This window comes from Bradyrhizobium sp. CCBAU 11434, assembly GCF_028128895.1.
Classification (GTDB): domain Bacteria; phylum Pseudomonadota; class Alphaproteobacteria; order Rhizobiales; family Xanthobacteraceae; genus Bradyrhizobium; species Bradyrhizobium zhengyangense.
This window is the reverse complement of record NZ_LBJX01000099.1, coordinates 228,608-252,970: the sequence shown is the minus strand read 5'-3', so window position 1 is coordinate 252,970 and position 24,363 is coordinate 228,608. Positions and strand designations below refer to the sequence as shown.

Genomic DNA, 24,363 nt, shown 5'->3' with positions numbered 1-24,363 from the left:
CCCTCCGTTCGTTTCCTGAATGCAGAGAAATTGTTTCAACGCATGTCAGGTTAAGGGGCGCGCTTGTCAGACGTGCTGCTTGGCCGTGTCACTTCCGTTACGAGATTATGACGACGAGCAGAGACCTATTGTCGCAACCAGCAGGCGCTTCCGGATTGCCATCAATGGCTTGCTGACGATTTGGCCTGTCATTCCAACGCGGCCGGCCGCAGGAAGATCGCGGCTCAGTCGTTGCAGCGGAGCAAGGGCGTCCCGTAGGCCCGGCTCCAGACGGAGAGGAAGCGCGGGAACCAGGAATGCGCCACCGCGCCTTTATAGGCCCAGGTGCGATACTTCAATCCCTGCTCCGAGATCAGCTCCTGGTAACCGCCGTGGACCTCGGTCGCGGTGCGGATGTCCTTCAATATCCCTTGTGCGCAGGCGCGATAGGTATCGCTCCCCGAGAGCTCGTCAAAGTCCAGCATGCGATCGGCGAATTCGACGTTGAACGTCGGCCACGACGAGCGCCCCTGATAGGCCGGCGCCGCGATCTTGTGGATCATCTTGTTCCGCGGGTTATCCGCCGAGACCAGGAAGTGGAACGTGCTGGGGATGCGGAAGCGGGGCTCGGCCAGGATCAGATCCGTTGTGGCCGAGAACAACGCGCGCTCGCTCGCATCGTTCAAGTCCCAGAAGCCGCGATGCACGCTGACGAAATCCAGCGCGACCATGGAGACCGGCGTACCCGCCGGGCCATCCAGCGAATGCCTGATGTAGCCGTCCTTGCCAAACAGGCGGAGCAGACCCTTCTTGTATTCTGCGAGGTCGCGCCCGAGTAGCCGCTTCAGCTCGACCTCGTCGACGATGCCGAGTTGCACGGCCCACGCGAATGTCGTGTAGACGCAGGCATTGGTGACGAAACGCCGGCGCTCGGCGCGGGTGTCGGTTGCCGCCGAACGAGGTCCGCTGGCGTCGCAGAGCAAATATCTGACACTGTCAGCGTCGAACGGCTCGAGCTCGCTCGCGAGCTTCAGGATCGCGCGCTTTAAATCGGGGCCATATTCGGCCAGCAGCAGGCGACCCGCATGCGCGCATTGCGACATCGCCAGATAGGACGACGCCCGCACCTCGGCCGAGAGCATCTGCTGCAGACCAGCCAAAATGCCGAGCAACGTATCCGAGGGACGCGAGAAATAGTTCACACCGAGATATCGGCCGCGTCCGGCCGGAACGATGGTCGTCGTGACGACATCGGCGCGAACCGCCTCGAGCAGCAGGCGCACGCTCTTTTCGAGCAGGCGTGCCCGACGCACCGCATCCTGCGCATCCATGATGGTCTCGGGGTCGAGGACGTCAGGGTAGAACCAGGCAAAGTCGCGCGGATAGTAGGCGGAGGCGTGCGGAGCGCCTGTCACAAGGAAAGTCTCGGTCACCGAAAAGGCGCTGTCCATCGAGTGCCGATAGAGGTCCTCGATCGCCGACAGCGAATGCTGCGACTTTCTCATGAACCGGTCACCGAGAAAATTGACTGCCTGAAGGGCGTTGGCGACCAAGGTCGCAGCCGCACCCTGGTAAAACCGGCTCTCTCGATGGCCTGAAAGGGAAATGTCGCTGTTCATTTGTCTAAGTCGGCTGACGTCTGGTGAAGCTGCACCATTTACACTTCTCTGATTCGTGTCTCTACCCGGTGACTTCCGGGCCTACGACGCTCGCGGCTTGAAATGCTCGATCACCCGCAGCACGACCCGTGCGCCGGCGTCGGCGTCAGCCAGCTCGACATGCTCGTCTGGATGATGGCTGATGCCACCGCGGCAGCGAACGAAGATCATCCCGACATCGGCAATGTCGATCATCGCCATGCCGTCATGCCCCGCCCCGCTCGGCAGCTCGAAGGCGGCAAAACCTTCGGCTGCGATCGCCTGTGCGATCTGGTCCTTCAGCCAGGGCGCGCAAGGAACAGTGCGGTTCTCATGGGTGACGTCAAGCTGAAGCGCCAGATGCCTGCGCTTGGCGATCGCCTCGATCTGGCGGACGACGTCGGCGACCGCGCGCTTGCGATGCATGTCGGTCGGCGCACGCATGTCGATGGTGAAGGATACTTCACCCGGAATGACATTGGTCGCGCCGGGCCTTGCCTGGATGTAGCCGACGGTGCCGACCAGCCCGCCCTCGTCGGTACGGCAGAACTGCTCGATCGCGCCGATGCATTCGGCAGCACCTGTAAGCGCGTCACGGCGCAGCGCCATCGGGACGGTGCCGGCGTGACCGGCCATGCCGGTCAGCCGCGCCGCCAGCCGTGTTGCGCCCGCAATCGCGGTCACGACGCCGACAGGAAGATTCCGTGCTTCCAGCACCGGCCCCTGCTCGATGTGCAATTCGAGATAGGCCAATAACTCGCGCCGGGCGCGCGCTGCCGCACCGATATGATCAGGGTCGAGGCCAAATTGGATGAGCGCATCACGCATCGACACACCGTCCCGGTCGCGCGCGTTCAAAGCGCTTGCGTCAAATGTGCCGGCCATGGCGCGACTGCCGAGCAGCGTCGAGGCGAAGCGCACGCCTTCCTCGTCGGCAAAGCCGACCACCTCGATCGCGAACGACAGACGCTTGCCGCGGCGGTTGAGGTCGGCGACACAGGCGATCGCCGTGATCACGCCGAGCGGCCCATCCCATTTGCCGGCATCGCGTACCGTGTCGTAATGCGAGCCAAGCATCAGGCAGGGCGCTCCCGGCCGCTCACCTTCGTAACGGCCGCAGACGTTGCCGATCGCGTCGAGATGCGCGCTCATGCCGGCCTCACGCATCCAGCCGAGAATGACATCGGAGGCTGCGCGCAGCTCTTTGGTAAGAAAGACGCGAGTGAGCTTGTCGCCATCTTCCGAGATCGCCGCGAGCTCGTTGACCCGGCGCACGATCTCTTCGCCGAGCGCTGCATTCTGAACGGCGTTACCAGCACCCATCTCGGTCAAGCTTCCCATCCTGGAGACCGCATGGGCGGTCGCAGCGTCAATCGATACAAGTTCGGTGCCAGCGAATTCAGACCAGCGCCGTCGCGGGGCATCGCGTGGTTAGCACGTCCATGGGCGGCCAGCCGAACGGCCTGCGGTCGTCCACGCACGCGCGAGAGCCGCTAAGACTTGCTTAACTCAATTGCATACAATCATAAAATATTGCCTAAAATTTAATCTGAAGAACTCCTGACCAAAATTTGCACATTCCATATATATAATGTTTTTTCAATTACTTGAGTTCGTATGCATACCCCTTAGCCTCTGGCACGAAGCTTGCGACATCCCATCCCGGGCTCCGCCAAACCGGCGCAGCCGCGAGATTGAGGCGGTCAATCCGCCAAGGGGAGCAAGCAATGGATTTTGGCAGGATTTCACGACGTCATTTGTTGCAGGGCGGTGCCGCCCTCACCCTGGGCGCAGCGGCCGGCGCACGCCCGGCCTTCGCGGCCGAGACCACAATCGGCTTCATCTATGTCGGCTCGCGCGACGACTACGGCTACAACCAGGCCCACGCGCAGGGCGCGGCGGCGTTGAAGAAGATTCCGGGTCTCAAGGTCGTCGAGGAAGAGAAGGTGCCCGAGACCGACGCTGTCGAGAAGACGATCGAGTCCATGATCAACCTCGACGGCGCCACCCTGCTCTTCCCGACCTCGTTCGGTTACTACAATCCGCACATGATCAAGATGGCCGCCAAGTACCCGAAGCTGCGCTTCGAGCACTGTGGCGGTCTCTGGACCGACAAGGATCCGAAGAACGCCGGCAGCTATTTCGGCTATATCGACGAAGCCCAGTATATCTCCGGAATCGTCGCGGGCCTGACGTCGAAGAGCGGCAAGCTCGGCTTCGTCGCGGCCAAGCCGATCCCCCAGGTGCTGCGCAACATCAACGCCTTCACGCTCGGTGCGAAGTCCGTCAATCCAAAGGCCACGACGCAAGTGATCTTCACCGGCGACTGGTCGATGCCGGTCAAGGAGGCTGAAGCCACCAACAGCCTGATCGACCAGGGTGTGGACGTGCTGACCTGCCACGTCGACGGCCCCAAGACCATGGTCGAGAACGCCGCACGGCGCGGCGCCTTCGTCTGTGGCTATCACACCAACCAGTCGGCGCTGGCGCCCAAGGCCTATCTCACCGGCGCTGAGTGGAACTGGGAAGCGCTCTATCCGAAGTTCGTCAAGATGATCGCCGCCGGCGAGAGCATCCCGAACTTCTATCGCGGCGGCCTGAAGGAAGAGATCGTCAAGGTCTCCGCCTATGGCGAGGCCGTCTCGCCGGAAGCGCGCAAGGCGGCAGACGAGGCCAAGGCCAAATTCCTGTCCGCGGACGGGTTTGCCATCTTCAAGGGCGGGCTGGTCGACAACAAGGGCAAGACCGTGATCGCGGCCGGCACCGATCGCGGCCAGAAGGATCCCGAGCTCGAAAAGATGGACTACCTCGTCGAAGGCGTGATCGGAGCGACTTCGTGACATCGGAAGCAGCGGATTCTGCCGAGGCGGTCGGGACAATTGCCCCGACCGCCGACCTCGGCTTTCTGCGACGCCACGGCGGCACGATCGAGTATGTCCTGATCCCGTGCGCGGCGCTGGCCGGCGCACTCGTGGTGTTCGGCATCTTCGTCATGCTGTTCGGCAAGAACCCGCTCGACCTCTATTTCTATATGTACTACGGCGCCTTCGGCACCTGGTTCTCCTGGCAGAACACGCTGACGCGTGCCGCGCCCCTCATCCTCACCGCGCTTTGCACGGCACTGCCGGCGCAACTCGGCATGGTCATCATCGGCGGCGAGGGCGCGCTGCTGATCGGCGCGTTGTCGGCGACGAGCGCCGCATTGTTGCTTCAGGGCATGCCGCCGCTCGTCGTGCAGATCGCCATGGTTGTTGCCGGCGTCATCGGCGGCGGTCTGTGGATCATGCTGGCGGGCGCCTTGCGGCAATATCGCGGCGTCAACGAAACGATCTCGAGCTTGCTGCTCGTCTACATCGCACTCGCGATCCTCAATCATCTCGTCGAAGGTATGATGCGGGATCCCGCTAGTCTCAACAAGCCATCGACGCGCGAGATCGGCGCCGTCAACATGATCGGCTCCATTCCCGGCACGGACGTGCATTGGGGCTTGGTCTTCGGCCTTATCGCCGCGGTGGCCGCCTACATCCTGATCTATCACACCGTCTTCGGCTTCGCCGCGCGCGTTGCCGGCGGCAACATCCGCGCTGCAAAAATCGTCGGCCTCGGCGTCAGCAAGCTGATCCTCACCATCTGCTTCCTCGCCGGCGGCGCCGCGGGTCTTGCCGGCATGGTCGAGGTCGCCGCTGTCCAGGGCCGCACCAATGCCAACCTCGCTGCAGGTTACGGCTTCACCGGCATCCTGGTTGCCTTCCTGGCGCGGCAAAATCCGCTCGCCATCATCCCTGTCGCAATCCTGCTCGGCGGCATCAGCGCCAGCGGCGGCCTGTTGCAGCGCCGCCTGGGATTGCCTGATGCATCGGTGTTGGTGCTCCAAGGCATCATCTTCGTCTTCGTGCTGGCCAGCGATGCGCTCTACGGCCGCATCGGATTCCTGAAAGGCAAATCCTGATGGCAGACGGATCAATCGGACTCTGGACCGTCCCGCTCGCCGTGCTCGGCGGCGCCATTCGCGTCTCGACGCCGTTCCTGTTCGTAAGCCTCGGTGAATGCATCACCGAGCGTTCGGGCCGCATCAATCTCGGCCTCGAGGGCACGCTGGTGATGGGCGCGATGAGCGCTTATGGCATCTCCTACCTCACGGGATCTCCTTGGCTGGGCGTGCTCGCCGCCGGTATCACGGGTGCTCTTCTCGGCGCTCTGCATGCGGGCATCTGCTCGCTGCCGCGCGTCAACGACGTCGCGGTCGGCATCGCCTTGATGCTATTCGGCACCGGCCTAGCCTTCTATCTCGGCAAGCCCCTGATCGAGCCGACCGCACCGCGCCTGCCCGCGATCGATTTCGGCTGGTGGAGCGACATCCCGCAGGTGCGCGCCGCGCTGCGGGTCAACGTCCTGTTCCTGATTGGCGTCGCGCTCGCACCAATACTCTACTGGGCCTTCCGCACCACGCGTTGGGGCCTCCTCATCCGCACCGCCGGCGAGAGTTCGGATGCGGCACGCGCGATGGGCCACTCTGTGCTGCTGATCCGCTTGCGTGCCACCATGGTCGGCGGCTTCCTCGCCGGCATCGGCGGCTCGTTTCTGTCGCTGTTCTATCCTGGAAGCTGGAACGAGGGCCTCTCCTCGGGCCAGGGCATCACCGCGGTCGCGCTCGTGATCTTCGCGCGCTGGGATCCCCTGCTGTGCCTGTGGGCCTCGCTCGCCTTCGGCGGCGCTGCTGCGCTGGGACCGGCACTGCAGTCGGTCGGCGTTACCTCCGGCTATCACCTCTTCAACGCCGCGCCCTACATCCTGACGCTGGCGATCATGATCATCACCTGCTCGCCGAAACGCACCCTGACCGGAGCCCCGGCCGAATTGTCGATCACCCGCTAGAGAGCGAAATCATGCCCGAGCGCACCATCAAGTCCGAGCCCTATGCCTGGCCCTACAACGGCGATCTGCGTCCGCAAAACACCGCGCTCATCATTATCGACATGCAGACCGATTTCTGCGGCGTCGGCGGCTATGTCGACAAGATGGGCTATGACCTCTCGCTGACGCGGGCGCCGATCGAGCCGATCAAGAAGCTGCTCGCGGTGATGCGCAGCCAAGGCTTCCACATCATCCACACCCGCGAAGGCCATCGCCCCGATCTCTCCGACCTGCCAGCCAACAAGCGCTGGCGCTCGCGGCAGATCGGCGCCGGCATCGGCGATCCCGGCCCATGCGGCCGCATCCTGGTGCGCGGCGAGCCCGGGTGGGACATCATCGAAGAGCTGGCACCGCTGCCGGGCGAGCCGATCATCGACAAGCCTGGCAAGGGCTCGTTTTGCGCCACCGATCTGGAGCTGATCCTGCGCGTGCGCGGCATCGAGAACATCGTACTCACGGGAATCACCACCGACGTCTGCGTCCACACCACCATGCGCGAGGCCAACGACCGCGGCTTCGAATGCGTGTTGCTGCACGATTGCTGCGGCGCGACCGACAAGAGCAACCACGACCACGCGCTGAAAATGATCAAGATGCAGGGCGGCGTGTTCGGCGCGGTCTCGACCTCGGACGCCTTCATCGGAGCGATCTCGTGATCATTGGTGAGCCGCCTCCGCTCGTCGGCGCCTTCGGCGTCGACGCCATCGCGATGACGATGCGCTTCGGCGACTTTCTCGCGCTTGACAATGTCGAGCTGAAGGTACGGCCCGGCTCGTTCCATGCACTGCTTGGCGAGAATGGCGCGGGCAAATCGACCCTCGTCAAATGCATCATGGGCTACTATCACGCGACCGAGGGCGACATTCTCGTCGGCGGCCGCGAGCAGGCGATCGCCAATCCTAAGGACGCCCACGCGCTCGGCCTCGGCATGGTCTACCAGCACTTTACGCTGGTACCCGCCATGACGGTTGCCGAAAACCTCGTGCTGGCCCGCGACGATGTGCCGGCCGTGGTGAATTGGCCGAAGGAAATGAAGGAGCTCGAGGCCTTCCTGGCGCGGATGCCCTTCAAGGTGCCTCTCTCAGCAAAGGTCTCCGACATCTCCGCCGGCGAGCGGCAGAAATGCGAGATCCTGAAGCAGCTCTATCTGAAGCGCCGCTTCCTGATCCTGGACGAACCGACCTCGGTGCTGACGCCGGCTGAAGCCGACGAGGTGCTCGGCATGCTGCGGGACATGGTCGTCAAGGGCGAGCTGACCATCCTGATGATCACGCATAAGTTCCGCGAGGTCATGGCCTTTGCCGACGAGGTTACGATCCTGCGCCGCGGCAAGCTCGCCGGTGCCGGCAAGGTGTCCGAGCTGACGCCGGACGCGATGGCGCGCACCATGATCGGCGCCGAGGAGCTGACCGTGCAGCCGCCACGCACCGGAGAAGCCGGCAAGGCGCGCCTGGAGCTGGCCAACGTCCGCACGCTCGACGATGCCGGCGCCGTTGCCGTGCATGACGTCTCCCTGACCGTGCGCGCCGGCGAGATTGTCGGCATTGCCGGCGTCTCCGGCAACGGCCAGCGCCAGCTGGTCGAAGTCCTCGCCGGTCAGCGCGAGGCCGAAGGCGGCGAAATCCGCGTCGCCGGCGATCCCTATCACGCCAGCCGCGAGGAGATGCGGCGCCACAAGATGTCGCTGCTGCCGGAGGAGCCGCTGAAGAACGCCTGCGTCGGCGGCATGAGCGTCGCCGACAATATCGCCTTCCGTGAGTTCGACCGCGCGCCTTTTGCCAGTGGCGGCTGGTGGCTCAACCGCGGCGCCTTTCGCGACGACGCGAAGAAGAAGATCGGACAATACAAGATCAAGACGCGCACGCCGGAGACGCCGATCTCGGCGCTCTCAGGCGGCAACGTCCAACGCGCCGTGCTCGCCCGCGAGCTAGCCGGCGATGTCGAGGTGCTGATCGCGGCCAATCCCTGCTTCGGGCTCGACTTCGCCGCCGTGGCGCAGATCCACGCCGAGATCATGGCCGCACGCAACCGCGGCGCGGCGGTGCTGCTGGTGAGCGAAGATCTCGATGAATTGCTCGAACTCTCAGACCGGCTGGTGGTAATGTTCCATGGCGAATTCGTGTATGAAGCACGGACCAGCGAGGCCGATCTTACCGAGGTCGGCCGGCACATGGCGGGGCACTAGACGCGGAGCATCGATGGACAGCGCAGGCGAACGCGACGAGCACTTTTTGCGTTTGTCCTTCGCGGTCGCCCGCCGTTCCCTCACGCATGGCAACCATCCCTTCGGCTGCATCGTCGTCGGTGCCGATGGCAAGGTGCTGATCGAAGCCGAGAACGGCTACATGCCTGATCATGACGGCACTGCGCATGCCGAGCGCCTCGCCGCCACGCAAGCCTGCCGCACGCTGGGCCGCGAGGTGCTGGCGTCGGCGACGCTCTATTCCTCCGCCGAACCCTGCGCGATGTGTTCGGGCGCGATCTACTGGGCCGGCATCGGCCGCGTCGTCTACGGCCTCAGCGAGCACCGTCTGCGTGGCATCACCGGCAACCACCCGGAGAACCCGACACTCGACCTGCCCTGCCGCGACGTCTTTTTGAGCGGCCAGCGGCCGACCGAGGTGGTGGGGCCGTTGCTCGAAGACGAAGCCGCGGCGCTGCACGACGGCGTGTGGACGAAGTAGGTTCTCCAATTGCCGGTACCGCAGGACGGATTGCGAAACCCATCATATGCTCCCTTCCCTCCTTGCCGGCTCGCGCTCCGGCAAAAAACGAAAACAACCCCATGCACAGTAGAACCGCAGTTGCTCGCCGGCACGAAGTCCACTCGGTCAGGTCGTTGCAGGCGTCGCGCAAATCGGCGGCAAGCGGGCAGCCGTGTCGCCAGTCGGTCGCATTCAGGTTGACGTTTCTTCGTTTTTTTCGAATATCGCTTGACGCGCCGGGCAAAACAGTGGCATGATGTCATCATCGCAGATTTGAAAATGCCACCGGCCAGTCGCCGCGGGCGATGCGCGCAGTCCCCGCTTCAGAGAGTCGAACTTGCAGAGGCAGCGCGATATGCAACGAGAGCGCAGGTCACTGGAATTATCGTGTCTCACTTCAGGGGTGCAGTCCAGTGTCTCACTTCAGGGGGCAGTCCAGCACTGTCACCGTAATTCCGATTTTGCTACTTCGATCGAGGTTCTTCGTGAGCCTTGAGCCCCGTTTGCACAGAAGAAGCCACTCGTTGAGCAACCTCATCAATACCAGCCCCGGGTGGAAGTGTTTCGATTCGCGTAGGATCGTCCTCCCAACCACGATCGGATCGCTTCCGGCCCTGGATAACGTGATAGAGGCCGTTCTTCTCCTCGATAGTCCAGTATAAGCAACTCCTTTGAAAGGCAGGCCAGGATTTTACCTTCGCGTATTTGAGCACGACCGGTTTGGGGAAGGTAGCGCGTGTTGGCGTTGGAATTTTGGGATTGCCTCGACCAATGGCTTGTTTGACAGCGCGTTGCAAAACTTCGGTATCAATTGCGGAAACGACCTCAACTGGGTCTACGTCAAGGTAAAAGCCCGCGTCAGTCTGCGCTACCGTCGGGATAAACGCCGTGCGATCCCTTAGGTAAATATGCCACGCCATATTGCCTCACGGAACAGTAGTAACAACGATGCCGACGCCCAAGCTTTGGGCACGTGTCGTGGCAGCATCTATCGCGGCTTGTTGGGCCGCAGAAGGGCCGGTGGACGGTATCGCCAATTGGAGCTGCCGCGCCGTTATTTGGGAGGAACGAATTTCGGTGCCAGCGAAAGTTGCACCATTGAAATTAGCAACTGCATCAACGTATCCGTTTAGCCTCGAGGTGAGGCTACCTATATTCTGGTAGGTCGCGGCATTCAGGTCAATCGACTTAATGCTCGTTGCAGTACCGCTGGCAAATCTATCAATCACTGGAAAACTACTTGGAAGGTTGGCGCCCAGAGACTGCTCAACTGCCTGAATTACGGTGACAGTGCACTAAATAGATCATTCGTCTTCCACGGAGGGCTTTCGCCCGCGCTTGGCCGGCTTGAGGACGCGTCCGGTCTGGCGTTCGAGACGGGCGAGAAAGCGGCTATCTCCCAGCGGTCGCCCGACGCTCTCCGCGGAACGCAGCGCGCCGAACAGATCGGCTTCCGGTTCGGTTGCCAACAGATCGGCGAAATCAGGAAAACGATCGCGGATCGGCCCTAGCGCGGTCAGGCCATCGTCGCGCCCGCGCAAATGCGCGCGCGTGCTCGACCAGCGCCAATCCTGGGCGCGCTGCACCAGACGCGCCCGTACCGGATTGGGAATTACGGTGACAGTGCACTAAATAGATCATTCGTCTTCCACGGCGGGCTTTGGCCCGCGCTTGGCCGGCTTGAGGACGCGTCCGGTCTGGCGTTCGATACGGGCGAGAAAGCGGCTATCTCCCAGTGGTCGTCCGACACTCTCCGCGGAACGCAGCGCGCCGAACAGATCGGCTTCCGGTTCGGTTGCCAACAGATCGGCGAAATCAGGAAAACGATCGCGGATCGGCCTTAGCACGGTCAGGCCATCGTCGCGCCCGCGCAAATGTGCGCGCGTGCTCGACCAGCGCCAATCCTGGGCGCGCTGCACCAGACGCGCCCGCACCGGATTGAGCGACACGTAGCGCAGCGCCGCAGCAAGATGCTGCTCGTCCATGGCGACGGCGCCGAACCGGCCTTGCCAGAAATGACCGGTGCGCTTGCGCCGCGCCTGGATGGTCCCGGCATAGCTGCGGTGAACGCGTGCGAGCGCATGGCGCAGCCCGTCGGGATCGGACGGCACCAGGATGAGGTGCACGTGGTTGGGCATCAGGCACCAGGCCCACACCTCGACCCCGGCGGCCTTGCAATTCGCCGCGAGCAGGTCGCGATACAGCGCGTAGTCGTCATCGCCGAAGAACGTGCGTGCCCGGCCATTGCCGCGCTGGGTGACATGGTGGGGATGGCCGGGGATGACGACACGGGCGAGACGAGCCATGCCGCATCATGCCCTCGAAGGCGGGTGGCGTCAATTTAGTGCACTGTCACCGTAATTTCTGTCACCGTAATTTCGTAATTTGTAATTTCTACGGCGGACAAGTCGCCTTGCTCACCCTACGGCAGCGGTTCTCTCCGCAAACACGAATGGCGCCGCGCATTCCTGCGCGGCGCCACTCGAACCTGAAACCTCAGGCGATCAGAACTTCACCGTCACGCCACCATAGACGGTGGACTCGGTGCAGCTGTTGGTGCTCTGGCCGGTCGCGGCGACCGTGCAGACGCCGGGCATGGCGTTGTGGTCGAGGCCGAACTTGTTCTGCCAGTAGCGATAGGCGACCCAGAGGTCGACGAAGTGCGAGTACTTGTCACCCCAGGCGGCCTTCGACGCGTCGAAGGTCAGGCGGATCGGTTCGCTGTTCAGCTCGGTCTTCGAAGCGGTCGAGAACCGGCCGATGCCTGAGAGCGCGGGAAGACCGTTCGAATCGCCCTTCGGGCCATACCAGCCGGCACGGCCGCTGATCGACCAGAACTGCATGTTCGGCGGCAGGAAGCCGAGGTCCATGTAGTAGTTGATTTCGACGGCCCAGGTCGCGCGATAGCTGACGTTTCCGTCCGAGTTACAGGTCACACCCGCGACACCAGCGCCGAACAGGCCGCACTGTGTGAAGGCGTTGTGATTCAGGAACTCCCAGTACACCAACGGCGCGACGTCGATGTAGCCCTTGTACGGAAGGTCGAAGGCGAACTGGAGACCGCCAACCACGTCACGCTTGGCGGGCGCGAGGAAGTTGTTTTCGGTGTTCGCGTCCATACCGACTTCGAACGAGATGTTGTGCAGCGGGCCCGCGGTGAAGGTCTTGGTGTTGAACAGCTCGTTCCAGCCGAAGGTCGAGCGGAACAGGCCATAGATCTCGGTCGCGCCGGCGCAATTGCTCGGGGTGCCGAAAATGTTCACGCCCGGGGCCGTACACGGAGAGGCAGGGTCGTTGTGACCCGACTTGAACATCGAGATCGTGAAGAAGTTGGTGCCGTAGGCCCAGAGGTCGAAATGCGTGAACGAGTAGACCTGCTTGGCAGTCGTGCCGTTGATGCTGCCGTCCGGCCGGGTGCTCCACATGCCAGGATCGGTGCCCTTCGGCATCCAGGAGAACGACACGCGGTCATCGATCACCAGGAAGAACGGAAGGTCAGGCGCCTTCTTGGCCGCCTTGACCGGCAGATCTGCCGCGTGAGCCCAGCCACCGATGGCCAGCGTAGCAAGTGACAGCGCCGTTGCTGCAACTGCCTTGAAACGAAACGACATCCTGAATACCCCCAAGTTTGGACACGTAAAAATGAACGTCCCTTGGGTGCGACACTTGCGCCGAAGTCCCGGAGTGAGAAGCCTCAACTTTTTTCAAGGCATGCCGCATGTTTCGGCAACGAGCGACGATTCACTGCGGAAATCTGCGGGTTTTTGCGTGTCGTTGCCGCGCAGGATCGACGACGCAATGCCAAACATTCCCGGTTGATATCGTTTGCGTTTTATCCCGACCGCGCGATGCGAATCCCAATGCGGGCAATGGCTGTCGTGGAGAACCCGCATTGCATACGCAGGCTGGCGCGATTTTGCTCAACATCACATCAAGCCTGCCCAGCGAGTTCCGATTTGGTTTAAACCGTCACAAATTTGCAACAGGCCTCGCCTGCAGGCCGCGCCGCAACGGCCCCGGCCCCTCACCTGGAGGCTCATGGTTCGACGAGCCCCCGCGACTCGCGGCCCCCTCTCCTGCCGAAGCGTTAAGCAAGGGATGACGCTTTTTCACACCTTACGCGGCGGTTCAAACTAGCCCACTATTGAGGCACTGCATCCCATGCAAGCGCATCAACGAATGTTAGATCCGACGCCTAACGGCCTGCATTCCGGCGAGTCCCCGTTGCTCAAGACGGTCGGGCTGACCAAGCGCTATGGGGATTTCCTCGCCAACGATTCCATCGACATCGACGTCTGGCCGAAGGAAATCCACGCCCTGCTTGGCGAGAACGGCGCCGGCAAATCGACGCTGGTGAAGGCGATCTATGGGCTGATCCAGCCCTCTGCCGGCGAAATCCGCTGGCAGGGCGAACCAATCGTGCTGTCCGGTCCCTCCGAGGCGCGCAGCCGCGGCATCGGCATGGTGTTCCAGCACTTCTCGCTGTTCGACAACCTCACCGTCGCCGAAAACGTCGCCCTTGGCCTCGACGGCAAGGAATCGTTCAAGGACATGTCGGCGCGGCTGGAGCAGGTGTCCAGGACCTACGGACTGCCGCTCGATCCCGGACGGGAGGTCTGGCAACTCTCGGTCGGCGAGCGCCAGCGAATCGAGATCGTTCGCGCGCTGATGCAGAATCCAAGATTCCTGATCCTGGATGAGCCCACCGCGGTGCTGACGCCGCAGGAGGCGGACCAGCTCTTCGTCGTGCTGGAGCGGCTCAAGACCGAGGGCCGCGCCATCCTCTACATCAGCCACAAGCTCGAGGAGGTGAAGCGCCTCTGCGACACCGCCACTATTTTGCGCGGCGGCAAGAAGATCCAGACCTGCAATCCCAGGCAGGAGACCGCCGCCTCGCTCGCGCGCATGATGGTTGGCGGCGAGATCAGGGAAGTGAAGGCGGCGGCCGGGCGGCAGACGACGATACCGCGGCTCGTCGTCAACGATCTTTCGCTCGCGCCCGACGAGGCGCATGGGGTGCGGCTCGAACACATCTCGTTCGAGCTCAAGGGCGGCGAAATCCTCGGCATCGCCGGCGTCGCCGGCAACGGTCAGGACGAACTGTTTGCCGCGCTGTCCGGCGAGCGGCGGTCGAAGGATCCCGGAACGATCGTGATCGAAGGCATCGCTGCCGGCCACCTCTCGATCACCAAGCGCCGCAAGCTCGGCGCCGCCTTCGTGCCCGAAGAGCGGCTCGGCCACGGCACCGCGCCGCGCATGAAGCTATCGGAGAACGCGCTGCTGACGGGACACGCCGCCAGCGGCATGGTCAATCACGGCTTCATCGACACCGCGGCCACGCTGAAGACGGTGGACAAGGCGACCGAGACCTTCGACGTGCGCAAGGCCAAGCGCGACCCGGAAGCGGCATCCCTCTCCGGGGGTAATCTGCAGAAATTCATCGTCGGTCGCGAGATCCTGCGTAACCCCGCCGTGCTGGTGGTGAGCCAGCCGACCTGGGGCGTCGATGCCGGAGCTGCCGCCGTCATCCGCCAGGCGTTGCTTGACCTTGCCTCCGCAGGCGCCGCGGTGCTTGTCACAAGCCAGGATCTCGACGAACTCACCGAGATCGCCGACCGCATCGCCGTGATGTTCCATGGCCGGCTATCCGCTCCGCTGGCAGCAAGCGAAGCGACGCGCGAGAAGCTCGGCCTGTTGATGGGCGGCAGCAGCCTGGAGCCGAAGGAGGGCGCGCATGCAGTTGGTGCTTGAGAAGCGCACCGAGCGCTCCAACACGATCGCGCTGGTCTCGCCGCTGATCGCGATCGGTCTGACGATCGTGACCATGACCATCCTGTTCGCGATCCTTGGCAAGAATCCGTTTCTCGCGCTGCAGGCCTATTTCATTGCGCCATTGACCGACAGCTATTCGCTCCAGGAGATCGCGGTGAAGGCGACGCCGCTGGTGATGATCGCGATCGGGCTGTCGCTCTGCTACCTCGCCAATGCCTGGAACATCGGCGCTGAAGGACAATTCCTGATCGGCGCGGTCGCCGGAAGCTGGATCGCGGTGAAGACGCAAGGCACCGACGCCGGGGCCTGGGTGCTGCCGGCGATGCTGGTGCTCGCGGCGGTCGCAGGCGCGCTCTATGCGCTGATCCCGGCGATCTGCAAGGTGAAGTTCGGCGCCAGCGAGATCCTGACCAGCCTGATGTTGGTTTATGTCGCCGACCTCTTCCTCGACTACCTCGTGCGCGGACCCTGGCGCGATCCGCACGGCTTCAACTTCCCCACCACGGCGGAGTTCGATCCCGTGGCAACGGTGCCGCTGCTGATCGAAGGCGGCCGGCTGCATCTCGGCTCGATCATCGCCTTGCTCGTCGTCGCGGCGGCTGCGATCCTGCTCGGGCGCACCATCAAGGGCTTTGAGATCCGTGTCGTTGGCGCTGCTCCTCGCGCCGCGCGGTTTGGCGGTTTCAACGCCAACCAGCTGATCATCCTGACCTTCGCGGTGTCCGGCGCGCTCGCGGGCCTTGCCGGCATCATCGAGGTCGCAGGTCCCGTCGGACACCTTCAGCCCGGTATCTCGCCTGGCTACGGTTTCACCGCGATCATCGTTGCCTTCCTCGGCCGGCTGAACCCGCTTGGAATATTAATTGCAGGCCTTTTTCTCGCCCTGACCTTTATCGGCGGCGAGCAGGCGCAGATCGCAATGAAGATCCCGTTGGACGTCACCAAGGTGTTCCAGGGCATCCTGCTCTTCTACGTGCTCGCCTGCGATTCTCTCATTCTCTACCGCTTCAAGCTGGTTGTCCCGAGCCGACAGGTGACCCGTGGAGCTGGTTGAAGCCATCATCCTGTCGGTGCTCGCCGCCTCGACACCGCTGCTGATCGCGGCAACCGGCGAGCTCGTGACCGAGCGGTCCGGCGTGCTCAATCTCGGCGTGGAGGGCATGATGATCGTCGGCGCAGCCTGCGGCTTTGGCGGCGCCTGGCTCACCGGATCAATCTTCATCGGCGCGCTGTTCGGCATCATCGCGGGAGTGCTGATGTCGCTGATCTTCGCACTGATGGCACTCGGCCTCGCGGTCAACCAGGTCGCAACGGGTCTGGCGTTGACCATCCTCGGCGTCGGCCTGTCCGGCCTGATCGGCGCGGGTTTTGTCGGCGAGCGCCTCACGCCGGCTGCACATCTGCACATTCCCGGCCTCACCGACATTCCGCTGATCGGCCGCGTGCTGTTCGGCGAAGACGCATTCGTTTATTTCTCCATCGCTCTCATCATCGGCGTGTGGTGGTTCCTGTATCGCACGCGTGCGGGACTGATCCTGCGCGCCTGTGGCGACAATCACGTCTCCGCACATGCACTCGGCTATCCCGTGCTGCGCATCCGCACCCTCGCCGTGATGTTCGGGGGCGCCTGCGCAGGTCTCGCCGGCGCCTATCTGCCGCTCGCCTATACGCCGTTCTTCATTCCCGGCATGACCGCGGGCCGCGGCTGGATCGCGCTCGCGCTGGTCGTGTTCGCATCCTGGCGACCGGGCCGGCTCGTGGTCGGCGCTTACCTGTTCGGCGCCGTGACGATCCTGCAACTGCATGCGCAAGGCTGGGGCGTCGGCATTCCCTCGCAATTTATGTCGGCGCTACCGTATCTCGCGACGGTCATCGTACTGGTTCTGCTCTCTCGCGCGCGCACCGGCGGCTCGACCGCGCCAGCCGCGCTCGGGACCGTGTTCGTGCCTGACCGCTAAAGCGCAATGAGATTGGGTTGAATCGTCATCGCGCTTTAGCTCTTTGTTTGAGCATGATCTTTTCGGAAAACCGCTTCACACTTTTCCGGATCATGCTCTAGAGTTTTGGTTTTCGCAGCGTGCGCGATGGGGCGCGCAGGTCGCGGATCGTGGCTTTCCCCTGATGTTTGGAGATTGATGATGAGGAAATCACTTCTTGCGCTGGCAGCCGGTCTTCTGCTTGCCGGAAGCGTCAGTGCAGCTTCCGCCGCCGACAAGCTGAAAGTCGGCTTCATTTACCTCGGCCCGATCGGCGATCTCGGCTGGACCTATCAGCACGAGCTTGCGCGCCAGGCGCTGGTTAAGGAGTTCGGCGACAAGATCGAGACCACCTATCTCGAAAACGTCCCTGAAGGTCCCGACGCCGAGCGCGCCATCGAGCAGCTGGTCCGCGCCGGCAACAAGCTGATCTTCACGACGTCGTTCGGCTACATGGATCCGACACTGAAGGTCGCCAAGAAATATCCGAACGTGCATTTCGAGCACGCGACCGGCTACAAGCGCGACAAGAACATGTCGACCTATTCTTCGAAGTGGTATCAGGGCCGCTACATCCAAGGCCTGATCGCCGCCAAGATGTCGAAGTCAGGCGTGCTCGGCTATATCGGCTCATTCCCGATTCCCGAGGTCGTCTCCGGCATCAACGCGACGATGATCGCGGCGCAGAGCATCAACCCGAACATCAAGGTCAAGATCATCTGGGCCAACACCTGGTTCGACCCGGGCAAGGAAGCCGACGCCGCCAAGGCGCTGATCGACCAGGGCGCCGACGTGATCATGCAGCACACCGACTCGCCCGCCGCGATGCAGATCGCCAGCGAACGCGGCAAGCTCGCCTTCGGCCAGGACTCCGAGATGATCAAGTTCGGGCCCAAGACCCAGCTGACCTCGATCCTCGACACCTGGGCCCCCTACTACATCGCCCGCGTCAAGGCCGAGCTCGACGGCACCTGGAAGTCGGAAGACACCTGGGGCGGCCTCGACAGCCACATGTTCGCGATGGCGCCGTACACCAACATGCCTGACGACGTGAAGAAGGTCGCCGAGGATGCCCAGGCGGCGATCACGGCCGGCAAGCTGCACCCGTTCAAATGCCCGGTCGTTGGGCAGGACGGCAAGGAGATCGAGTGCAAGGGCGGCGCCAATCTCGACGACGGCCAGATCCTCGGCATGAATTTCTACGTCAAGGGCATCGACGACAAGCTGCCGGGCAAGTAGCACGCTTCTTGCATTGCCTAAATCACCTGCTCCTCCCGGAGGAGGTTCGGAGGGGGTGGCCAGAAGCACCCGGCACTTGTGGCCGCCCCCTCTTTCTATCCTAAAGCGCGATGAGATTGGGCTGAATCGTCATCGCGCTTTAGCTCTTTGTTTGAGCATGATCTTTCCGGAAAACCGCTTCACGCTTTTCCGGATCATGCTCTATCCCGCCTGCATCGCCCGCGCTGCGGCGCTGTGCCGGCGGATGAGGTCCGGAACGTCCAGTCCCGGGATGGCACCGTCGATCACGGCCCAGTTCCCCGCCACCATCACCCTCTCAGCCCGATGCGCGCCGCACAGCACCAGCGCGGCCATGGGATCGCCATGGCCGGAGAAGCGCAGCTCATCGAGCCTGAACAGCGCGAGGTCGGCCGCCTTGCCGACCGCGATCTCGCCGAGTTCCGGACGGCCGACGCAGGCCGCCGAACCCTTTGTCGCCCAGCGTAGCGCATCCTTATGGCTGACCTTGGTCACGCCGTAGCGCGCCCGCTGCAACAGGAAGGCCGCGCGCACCTCCTGCATCAGATTGGACCCGTCATTCGATGCCGAGCCGTCGACGCCGAGACCGATGCCGACGCCCGCCTCTTCCATCTCGCAAACCGGACAGCAGCCCGACGCCAGCAGCTGGTTGCTGCACGCACAGTGGCTGATTGTGGTCTTGGCCTTGCCGAGCCGTTTCATCTCGTCGGCGTTGAAAAAGATGCCGTGCGCGAGCCAAGTCCGCCCGTTGAGCCAGCCGCATTGCTCGAGATAGTCGAGCGGACGGCAGCCATACATCTGCTGGCAGAATTTGTTCTCGTCCTCGGTCTCGGCGAGATGGGTGTGCAGACGCACGTCGAGCTTGTCGGCGAGATCGGCGGTGGCGCGCATCAAGGACGTCGTCACCGAGAACGGCGAGCATGGCGCCAGCGCAATCTGCACCATCGCATCCGCACCGCGCTGGTGATGCTTGGCGACGACGCGCGCGCTATCGGCGAGGATGGTGTCCTCGTCCTGGACGACGCTGTCGGGCGGCAGGCCGCCATCGCGCTGCGACAGGTTCATCGAGCCGCGCGTCAGCAGCACGCGGACGCCGAGCCGCCTTGCGACGCCGACCTCGATATCGACGGATTCTTCGAGCCCCTTGGGGAAGACGTAGTGATGGTCGGTCGTCGTCGTGCAGCCCGAGAGTAGCAGTTCCGACATCGCCACGGTGACGCCGAGCTCGAGCGCCTCGGGCGTCAGCTTCGCCCACACCGGATAGAGCGCCTGGAGCCAGGGAAACAGCTCGCGGTCCATCGCCGCCGGCAGCGCCCGCGTCAACGTCTGATAAAAATGATGATGGGTGTTGATGAGGCCAGGCAGCACGACATGCCCACTCGCATCGAACACGGCGACGTCTGCGGTCACGGGCGTCCCGCCGGCCGGAACGAGCTCGACGATGCGGCCATCCTTCACGACGATCCCGCGCCCGGCGCCGTCAGCGAGAATGGCGAGGGGATCCCTGATCCAGACCGGCTTTGCGTCGCTCATGACTCTGTTTCTCCCGACCCTCGTTAACAAAGCGCCTGCAAGGCAGAGGCCATCCCGACAGCGTTATGGCTGCGACTTGTTGTTGCTACTTGGCGCTGGTCTTGCAAGACTTTCCCTCGACAAATCACTTCGGCGCAGGCGTTGTTGCGGCCATGGACTTGAATACCATCACAGCGGTGTCTCATCCGCAAACGCGCTCCGATCTGCCCGTTTGGACGCCAGGTGATGCTTGGCTCGCGGGCGGCACGTGGCTGTTCTCCGAACCGCAAGTTCACCTCACGCGGCTGATCGATCTCACCGATCTGAAATGGCCTGCGCTGACGATCACGCCCGGTCACCTCAGCATCGCCGCCACCTGCACCATCTCGCAACTCGATGCGTTCACCTCTCCGCCCGACTGGCTCGCTGCACCGCTGATCGGCCAATGCTGCCGCGCCTTCCTCGCCTCCTTCAAGATCTGGAAGACGGCGACGGTGGGCGGCAATCTCTGCATGTCGCTGCCGGCGGGACCGATGATCTCGCTGACCGCCGCACTCGACGGGGTCTGCACCATCTGGAAGGCCGGCGGCGGCGAGCAAAGGATTCCCGTCACCGACTTCGTCACCGGCAACCAGCGCAACCGCCTGTCGCCGGGCGACCTGCTGCGGCAGATCGATATCCCGATTGCGGCGCTGAAGCGTCGCTCCGCGTTTCGCCAGATTTCGCTCGCACCGGTCGGCCGCTCCGCGGCGCTTCTGATCGGAAGCTTCGATGCAACTGGCGCGCTGAAGCTGACCGTGACCGCATCGACCGTACGCCCGATCCAGATGTCGTTTCCCGGACCGATCGATGCGGGCACGCTTCGCACCGCGATCTCCGAGGAGATCCCCGACGATCTCTATCACACCGACATTCATGGCAAGCCACTCTGGCGCAAGCACATGACGCTCCGGCTCGCCGAGGAGGTCCGCGCCGAACTGCTGGGTGCAATATCGCCATGAGTTTCGAAGTCAACGGCACGACATTTACGCAAACGCCGCGCACCGGCCAGTGCCTGCGCACATTCCTGCGGGAGCTTGGCCAATTCGGGGTGAAAAAGGGCTGCGACGCCGGCGATTGCGGCGCCTGCACCGTGCTGCTCGACGGCGAACCCGTGCACAGCTGCCTGATCCCCGCGTTTCGCGCGGAGGGGCGCGCCGTCACCACGATCGAAGGGCTCGGCGGCGAGGACGGCGCGCATCCGATGCAGCAGGCCTTCCTCGACGCGCAGGGATTCCAGTGCGGCTTCTGCACCGCCGGCATGATCCTGACCTGCGCTTCGCTGAACCAGGCGCAGCGCACCGATCTCGGCGCAGCGCTGAAGGGCAATATCTGCCGCTGCACCGGCTACCGCGCGATCGAGGATGCGATCCACGGCAGGAGCAATGTCGAGGAGGATATCAAGGCAGGCGGCGCATTCGGCCGCAGCCTGCCGGCGCCGGCAGGTCCGGACGTCGTGCGCGGCAAGGCGCGCTACACGTTCGACACGCACGTCGATGGCCTGCTGCACATCAAGCTGCTGCGCTCGCCGCATGCGCACGCGCGGATCGTTTCGATCGACAGATCGTCGGCGATGGCCGTTCCGGGCGTGCACGCAATCCTGACGCATGAGGATGCGCCGTCGGTGCTGACATCGACCGCGCGGCATGAGAAGGATTGGATGGATCCCGAGGATACCCGCATCCTCGACGACGTCGTCCGCTTCATCGGCCAGAGGGTCGCGGCGGTGGTGGCCGAGAGTGAAGGCGCGGCCGAGGAAGCCTGCCGCCGGTTGACGGTCACATACGAGATTCTGCCCGCGCTGATCGATCCGGAGCAGGCGATGATGCCGGGCGCGCCGCTCGTTCATCCCGACAGGACCAGCGCCAACCGCGTTGCCGACGCGCAGCGCAATCTGGTCGCGGAGATTCATGGCGAATTCGGCGATGTCGCCGCCGCGCTCGCCACATCCGCCGTCACTTATGAAGCCACCTTCCACAGCCATCGTGTGCAGCATGCGGCGCTGGAGACCCATGGCGGCCTCGCCTGGCTCGACGCGACAGGCGTGCTCAACGTCCGCACCTCGACGCAGGTCCCGTTCCTGACGCGGCGCGCGCTCTCGGACATCTTCCAGCTTCCCATGGACAAGGTCCGCGTGTTCTGCGAGCGGGTCGGCGGCGGCTTCGGCGGCAAGCAGGAGATGTTCGTCGAGGATATTCTGGCGCTGGCCGCACTGAAGACCGGACGCCCCGTCAAGCTCGAGCTGACCCGCGAGGAGCAGTTCATCGCGACCTCGACGCGGCATCCGATGCGCGTCCACGTCAAGGCCGGCGCCGATGCCCAGGGCAAGCTCACCGCGCTGCAGCTCGACGTGCTCTCCAACACCGGCGCCTATGGCAATCACGGCCCCTCCGTGATGTTCCACGCGGTGAACGAGTCGATCGCCGTCTATAACTGCCCGAACAAGCGCGTCGACGGCTTCGTCGTTTACACCAATACGGTGCCAGCAGGCGCGTTTCGCGGCTATGGCTTGCCGCAGTCCGTGATCGCGGTGGAAGCCGCAATCGACGAACTGGCGAAGCAGCTCGACATCAGCCCCTACGAGATCCGTCGCCGCAATGTCGTCAGGCCCGGCGATCCCATGCTGTCGCCGCCTGAATCCGAATATCACGACGTGCTCTACGGCTCCTACGGGCTCGACCAGTGCATCGATCTCGTCGAGCGCGCGATGCGGGTGGATCAGTCGCAAGGCGAGCTGTCGCCGGACTGGCTGACCGGCGACGGCATCGCGCTGACCATGATCGACACCGCGCCGCCCGCCGGCCACATCGCCGACGCCATGATCGCGCTCAACGACGATGGCGGCTTCGATCTCACCGTCGGTACCGCCGAGTTCGGCAATGGCACCAGCACCGTGCACCGGCAGATCGCCGCCACTGTGCTCGCGACCACCGTCGATAGAATCCGCCTGCGCCAGTCCGACACCGCCCATGGCGGCCACGACACCGGCGCCTATGGCAGCACCGGCACCTTCGTGGCCGGCAAGGCAACGCAGGCCGCCGCGATGCAGCTTGCAGCCGAGCTGAAGGCAGCCGCAGCCGGCGCGTGGCTTTGCGATGTCGCGACGTGCACGCTCGAGGGCGAGTTCGTCGTCAGCGGCGTGCGACGCATGTCCTTTACCGAGCTTGCCAGGCTGGCGCGCGAGGCGGGTCGTCCGCTCGTCGCTCACGGCAATTCCGAGGGAACGCCGCGTTCGGTCGGCTTCAACGTGCAGGGCTTTCGCGTCGCCGTGAACAAGGGCACCGGCGAGGTCAGGATTCTCAGGAGCGTGCAGGCGGCCGATGCCGGCGTCGTCGCCAATCCCATGCAATGCCGGGGGCAGGTCGAAGGCGGTGTCGCCCAGGCGCTCGGTGCTGCGCTCTACGAGGAGATGGTGATCGACGCCGAGGGCCGCGTCACCAATCCCAAATTCCGCGATTACCATCTGCCGTCCTTCGCGGACGTGCCGCGCACGGAAGTGTTGTTCGCCGAGACCTCCGACACGATCGGACCGCTGGGCGCGAAGTCGATGAGCGAGAGCCCCTACAATCCGGTCGCCGCGGCCCTCGGCAACGCCATCGCTGATGCCACCGGCATCCGCTTCACCGCACCGCCGTTCAAGCCGGACCGGCTGTTTCCGGCGCTACACGACAAGTTCGGCGACTAGCTCCCGCGATAGGTCGAGTAGCTCCACGGCGTGACCAGCAGTGGCACGTGGTAGTGGCCTTCCGGCTCGCTGATCGCGAAGCGCAGCGGGATCTCGTCGAGGAACGGCGGATCGGGAAGCTGCACATTGCGTTCGGCGTAATACCTTCCGACGTTGAAGCGGAGCTCGTAGCGGCCGATCGGCAGCGGGCGGCCGCCGATCAGCGGCTGGTCGGTGCGGCCGTCAGCGTTGGTGACGCCGCGCGCGATGACGCGATTCTCGCCGAGCGCGGCTAGCTCGACGAGCTCCACCGCGATTCCGGGGGCCGGCTTGCCTATGTGATTATCCAGCACATGGGTCGAGAGCCGGCCGTGCACTTTCAGTCTGTCATCGGCGACGACGAGCTGATCGAGCCGCAGGGCCGCGATACGGCCGATCTCCTCGATCGCGCGGCGCGTCTCAGTCTTGGCAATGTTGCGCAGACGCGTCTCGAAGTCGTGCAGCACCGAATCCTTGGTGTGGCGCCGCACGCAGACGATATAGGGGAAGCCGAATTTTTCGCGGTAGGCGTTGTTGACGCGCTCGAACGCGGAATATTCGGCCTCCGACAGCCGGTCGAGGCCGGCGCTGTTCTGCTCGCTGGTCGATTCCGCCGTCAGGCCCGCGGCGCGCTGGGTCTTGTCGGCGAGATCGGGATGCGCGCGGATCAGCGCCAGCTGTACGTCGGGTTCGGCAGCCTGGATCGCCGCCATTAGCGCGGCGTGCAGCTGGTTGATACCGGCGAACGGCCGCTGTGCCGCGAGCTGCTCGGCGATCCACGGCGAATATTCGACAACGTTGGCGAGCACGGCGACGAAGTCGGCCCTGCTTGCGGTGTTGAGATCGGCGAGCGAGATTTGCGCCATCAG

The 24,363-nt window shown here is 63.8% G+C and carries 21 protein-coding genes; 12 read left to right on the top strand and 9 right to left on the bottom strand.

The window, feature by feature from the left end:
* Positions 1 to 224 precede the first annotated feature (224 nt).
* Both XI06_RS31990 and XI06_RS31985 read right to left on the bottom strand, forming a co-directional pair.
* Positions 225 to 1,598: a hypothetical protein gene (locus XI06_RS31990; RefSeq protein ID WP_271607204.1), complete on the bottom strand. Its 1,374-nt coding sequence runs from the start codon at positions 1,596 to 1,598 to the stop codon at positions 225 to 227.
* An 81-nt stretch (positions 1,599 to 1,679) separates the two neighbouring features.
* The gene (locus XI06_RS31985) at positions 1,680 to 2,939 is read right to left on the bottom strand and encodes an allantoate amidohydrolase (protein WP_271607236.1); all 1,260 of its coding nucleotides are present in this window, start codon (positions 2,937 to 2,939) and stop codon (positions 1,680 to 1,682) included.
* 404 nt (positions 2,940 to 3,343) lie between these two features.
* Here XI06_RS31985 and XI06_RS31980 point away from each other — a divergent pair, with 404 nt between their 5' ends.
* Genes XI06_RS31980 through XI06_RS31955 form a run of 6 tightly spaced genes read left to right on the top strand, consistent with a single transcriptional unit; the run spans position 3,344 to position 9,214 of the window.
* Positions 3,344 to 4,456: a BMP family ABC transporter substrate-binding protein gene (locus XI06_RS31980; RefSeq protein WP_237872960.1), complete on the top strand. Its 1,113-nt coding sequence runs from the start codon at positions 3,344 to 3,346 to the stop codon at positions 4,454 to 4,456.
* A complete protein-coding gene (locus XI06_RS31975) occupies positions 4,453 to 5,565 on the top strand; it encodes an ABC transporter permease (protein WP_237872961.1) in 1,113 nt (370 codons plus the stop codon). The genes XI06_RS31980 and XI06_RS31975 overlap by 4 nt, the downstream gene beginning before the upstream one ends.
* Positions 5,565 to 6,491, top strand: coding sequence for an ABC transporter permease (locus XI06_RS31970; protein WP_007612833.1), 927 nt, complete (start codon positions 5,565 to 5,567; stop codon positions 6,489 to 6,491). The genes XI06_RS31975 and XI06_RS31970 overlap by 1 nt, the downstream gene beginning before the upstream one ends.
* Before the next feature lie 11 nt (positions 6,492 to 6,502).
* On the top strand, positions 6,503 to 7,186 hold the full coding sequence (gene biuH / locus XI06_RS31965; protein WP_237864705.1) for a biuret amidohydrolase: 684 nt from the start codon (positions 6,503 to 6,505) through the stop codon (positions 7,184 to 7,186).
* On the top strand, positions 7,183 to 8,715 hold the full coding sequence (locus tag XI06_RS31960; RefSeq protein WP_271607203.1) for an ABC transporter ATP-binding protein: 1,533 nt from the start codon (positions 7,183 to 7,185) through the stop codon (positions 8,713 to 8,715). The genes biuH and XI06_RS31960 overlap by 4 nt, the downstream gene beginning before the upstream one ends.
* 13 nt (positions 8,716 to 8,728) lie before the next feature.
* The gene (locus XI06_RS31955) at positions 8,729 to 9,214 is read left to right on the top strand and encodes a nucleoside deaminase (RefSeq protein ID WP_271607202.1); all 486 of its coding nucleotides are present in this window, start codon (positions 8,729 to 8,731) and stop codon (positions 9,212 to 9,214) included.
* Between the two features lie 485 nt (positions 9,215 to 9,699).
* Here the strand turns inward: XI06_RS31955 and XI06_RS31950 are convergent, their stop codons facing one another.
* From XI06_RS31950 to XI06_RS31935, 5 genes are all read right to left on the bottom strand, one after another.
* Positions 9,700 to 10,155 carry a hypothetical protein gene (locus XI06_RS31950; RefSeq protein WP_271607201.1) on the bottom strand — a complete coding sequence of 152 codons (456 nt, stop codon included), beginning with the start codon at positions 10,153 to 10,155 and terminating at the stop codon, positions 9,700 to 9,702.
* A 6-nt stretch (positions 10,156 to 10,161) separates the two neighbouring features.
* Positions 10,162 to 10,494: a hypothetical protein gene (locus XI06_RS44020; protein WP_442869484.1), complete on the bottom strand. Its 333-nt coding sequence runs from the start codon at positions 10,492 to 10,494 to the stop codon at positions 10,162 to 10,164.
* A 45-nt stretch (positions 10,495 to 10,539) separates the two neighbouring features.
* Positions 10,540 to 10,821 carry a hypothetical protein gene (locus tag XI06_RS31945; RefSeq protein WP_271607200.1) on the bottom strand — a complete coding sequence of 94 codons (282 nt, stop codon included), beginning with the start codon at positions 10,819 to 10,821 and terminating at the stop codon, positions 10,540 to 10,542.
* A 51-nt stretch (positions 10,822 to 10,872) separates the two neighbouring features.
* Entirely contained in the window at positions 10,873 to 11,541 is a 669-nt protein-coding gene (locus XI06_RS31940; protein WP_271607199.1) for a transposase, read from the bottom strand.
* A gap of 198 nt (positions 11,542 to 11,739) precedes the next feature.
* Positions 11,740 to 12,846, bottom strand: coding sequence for a hypothetical protein (locus tag XI06_RS31935; RefSeq protein ID WP_237864711.1), 1,107 nt, complete (start codon positions 12,844 to 12,846; stop codon positions 11,740 to 11,742).
* A 568-nt stretch (positions 12,847 to 13,414) separates the two neighbouring features.
* Here XI06_RS31935 and XI06_RS31930 point away from each other — a divergent pair.
* The 4 genes from XI06_RS31930 (at position 13,415) to XI06_RS31915 (ending at position 18,222) form a co-directional block, all read left to right on the top strand.
* Positions 13,415 to 14,986 carry an ABC transporter ATP-binding protein gene (locus tag XI06_RS31930; RefSeq protein ID WP_271607198.1) on the top strand — a complete coding sequence of 524 codons (1,572 nt, stop codon included), beginning with the start codon at positions 13,415 to 13,417 and terminating at the stop codon, positions 14,984 to 14,986.
* Positions 14,970 to 16,061 carry an ABC transporter permease gene (locus XI06_RS31925; RefSeq protein ID WP_271607197.1) on the top strand — a complete coding sequence of 364 codons (1,092 nt, stop codon included), beginning with the start codon at positions 14,970 to 14,972 and terminating at the stop codon, positions 16,059 to 16,061. Before XI06_RS31930 ends, XI06_RS31925 begins: the two co-directional genes overlap by 17 nt.
* Positions 16,048 to 16,965, top strand: a complete 918-nt coding sequence (locus tag XI06_RS31920) for an ABC transporter permease (protein WP_237864714.1) — start codon at positions 16,048 to 16,050, stop codon at positions 16,963 to 16,965. Before XI06_RS31925 ends, XI06_RS31920 begins: the two co-directional genes overlap by 14 nt.
* 180 nt (positions 16,966 to 17,145) lie before the next feature.
* Entirely contained in the window at positions 17,146 to 18,222 is a 1,077-nt protein-coding gene (locus tag XI06_RS31915) for a BMP family ABC transporter substrate-binding protein (protein WP_271607235.1), read from the top strand.
* A 201-nt stretch (positions 18,223 to 18,423) separates the two neighbouring features.
* Here XI06_RS31915 and XI06_RS31910 read toward each other — a convergent pair whose 3' ends face one another.
* Positions 18,424 to 19,773 (bottom strand): 8-oxoguanine deaminase, encoded by a 1,350-nt coding sequence (locus tag XI06_RS31910; RefSeq protein WP_271607196.1) that lies wholly within the window; start codon positions 19,771 to 19,773, stop codon positions 18,424 to 18,426.
* Between the two features lie 152 nt (positions 19,774 to 19,925).
* Here XI06_RS31910 and XI06_RS31905 point away from each other — a divergent pair, with 152 nt between their 5' ends.
* Together XI06_RS31905 and XI06_RS31900 are read left to right on the top strand one after the other, a co-directional pair.
* A complete protein-coding gene (locus XI06_RS31905) occupies positions 19,926 to 20,753 on the top strand; it encodes an FAD binding domain-containing protein (RefSeq protein ID WP_271607195.1) in 828 nt (275 codons plus the stop codon).
* Positions 20,750 to 23,476 (top strand): molybdopterin-dependent oxidoreductase, encoded by a 2,727-nt coding sequence (locus XI06_RS31900; protein ID WP_271607194.1) that lies wholly within the window; start codon positions 20,750 to 20,752, stop codon positions 23,474 to 23,476. The genes XI06_RS31905 and XI06_RS31900 overlap by 4 nt, the downstream gene beginning before the upstream one ends.
* On the opposite strand, the gene uraD is transcribed toward XI06_RS31900, so the two are convergent.
* Entirely contained in the window at positions 23,473 to 24,360 is an 888-nt protein-coding gene (uraD, locus tag XI06_RS31895) for a 2-oxo-4-hydroxy-4-carboxy-5-ureidoimidazoline decarboxylase (RefSeq protein WP_271607193.1), read from the bottom strand. The two genes, XI06_RS31900 and uraD, sit on opposite strands and share 4 nt — an antisense overlap.
* Positions 24,361 to 24,363: the final 3 nt, after the last annotated feature.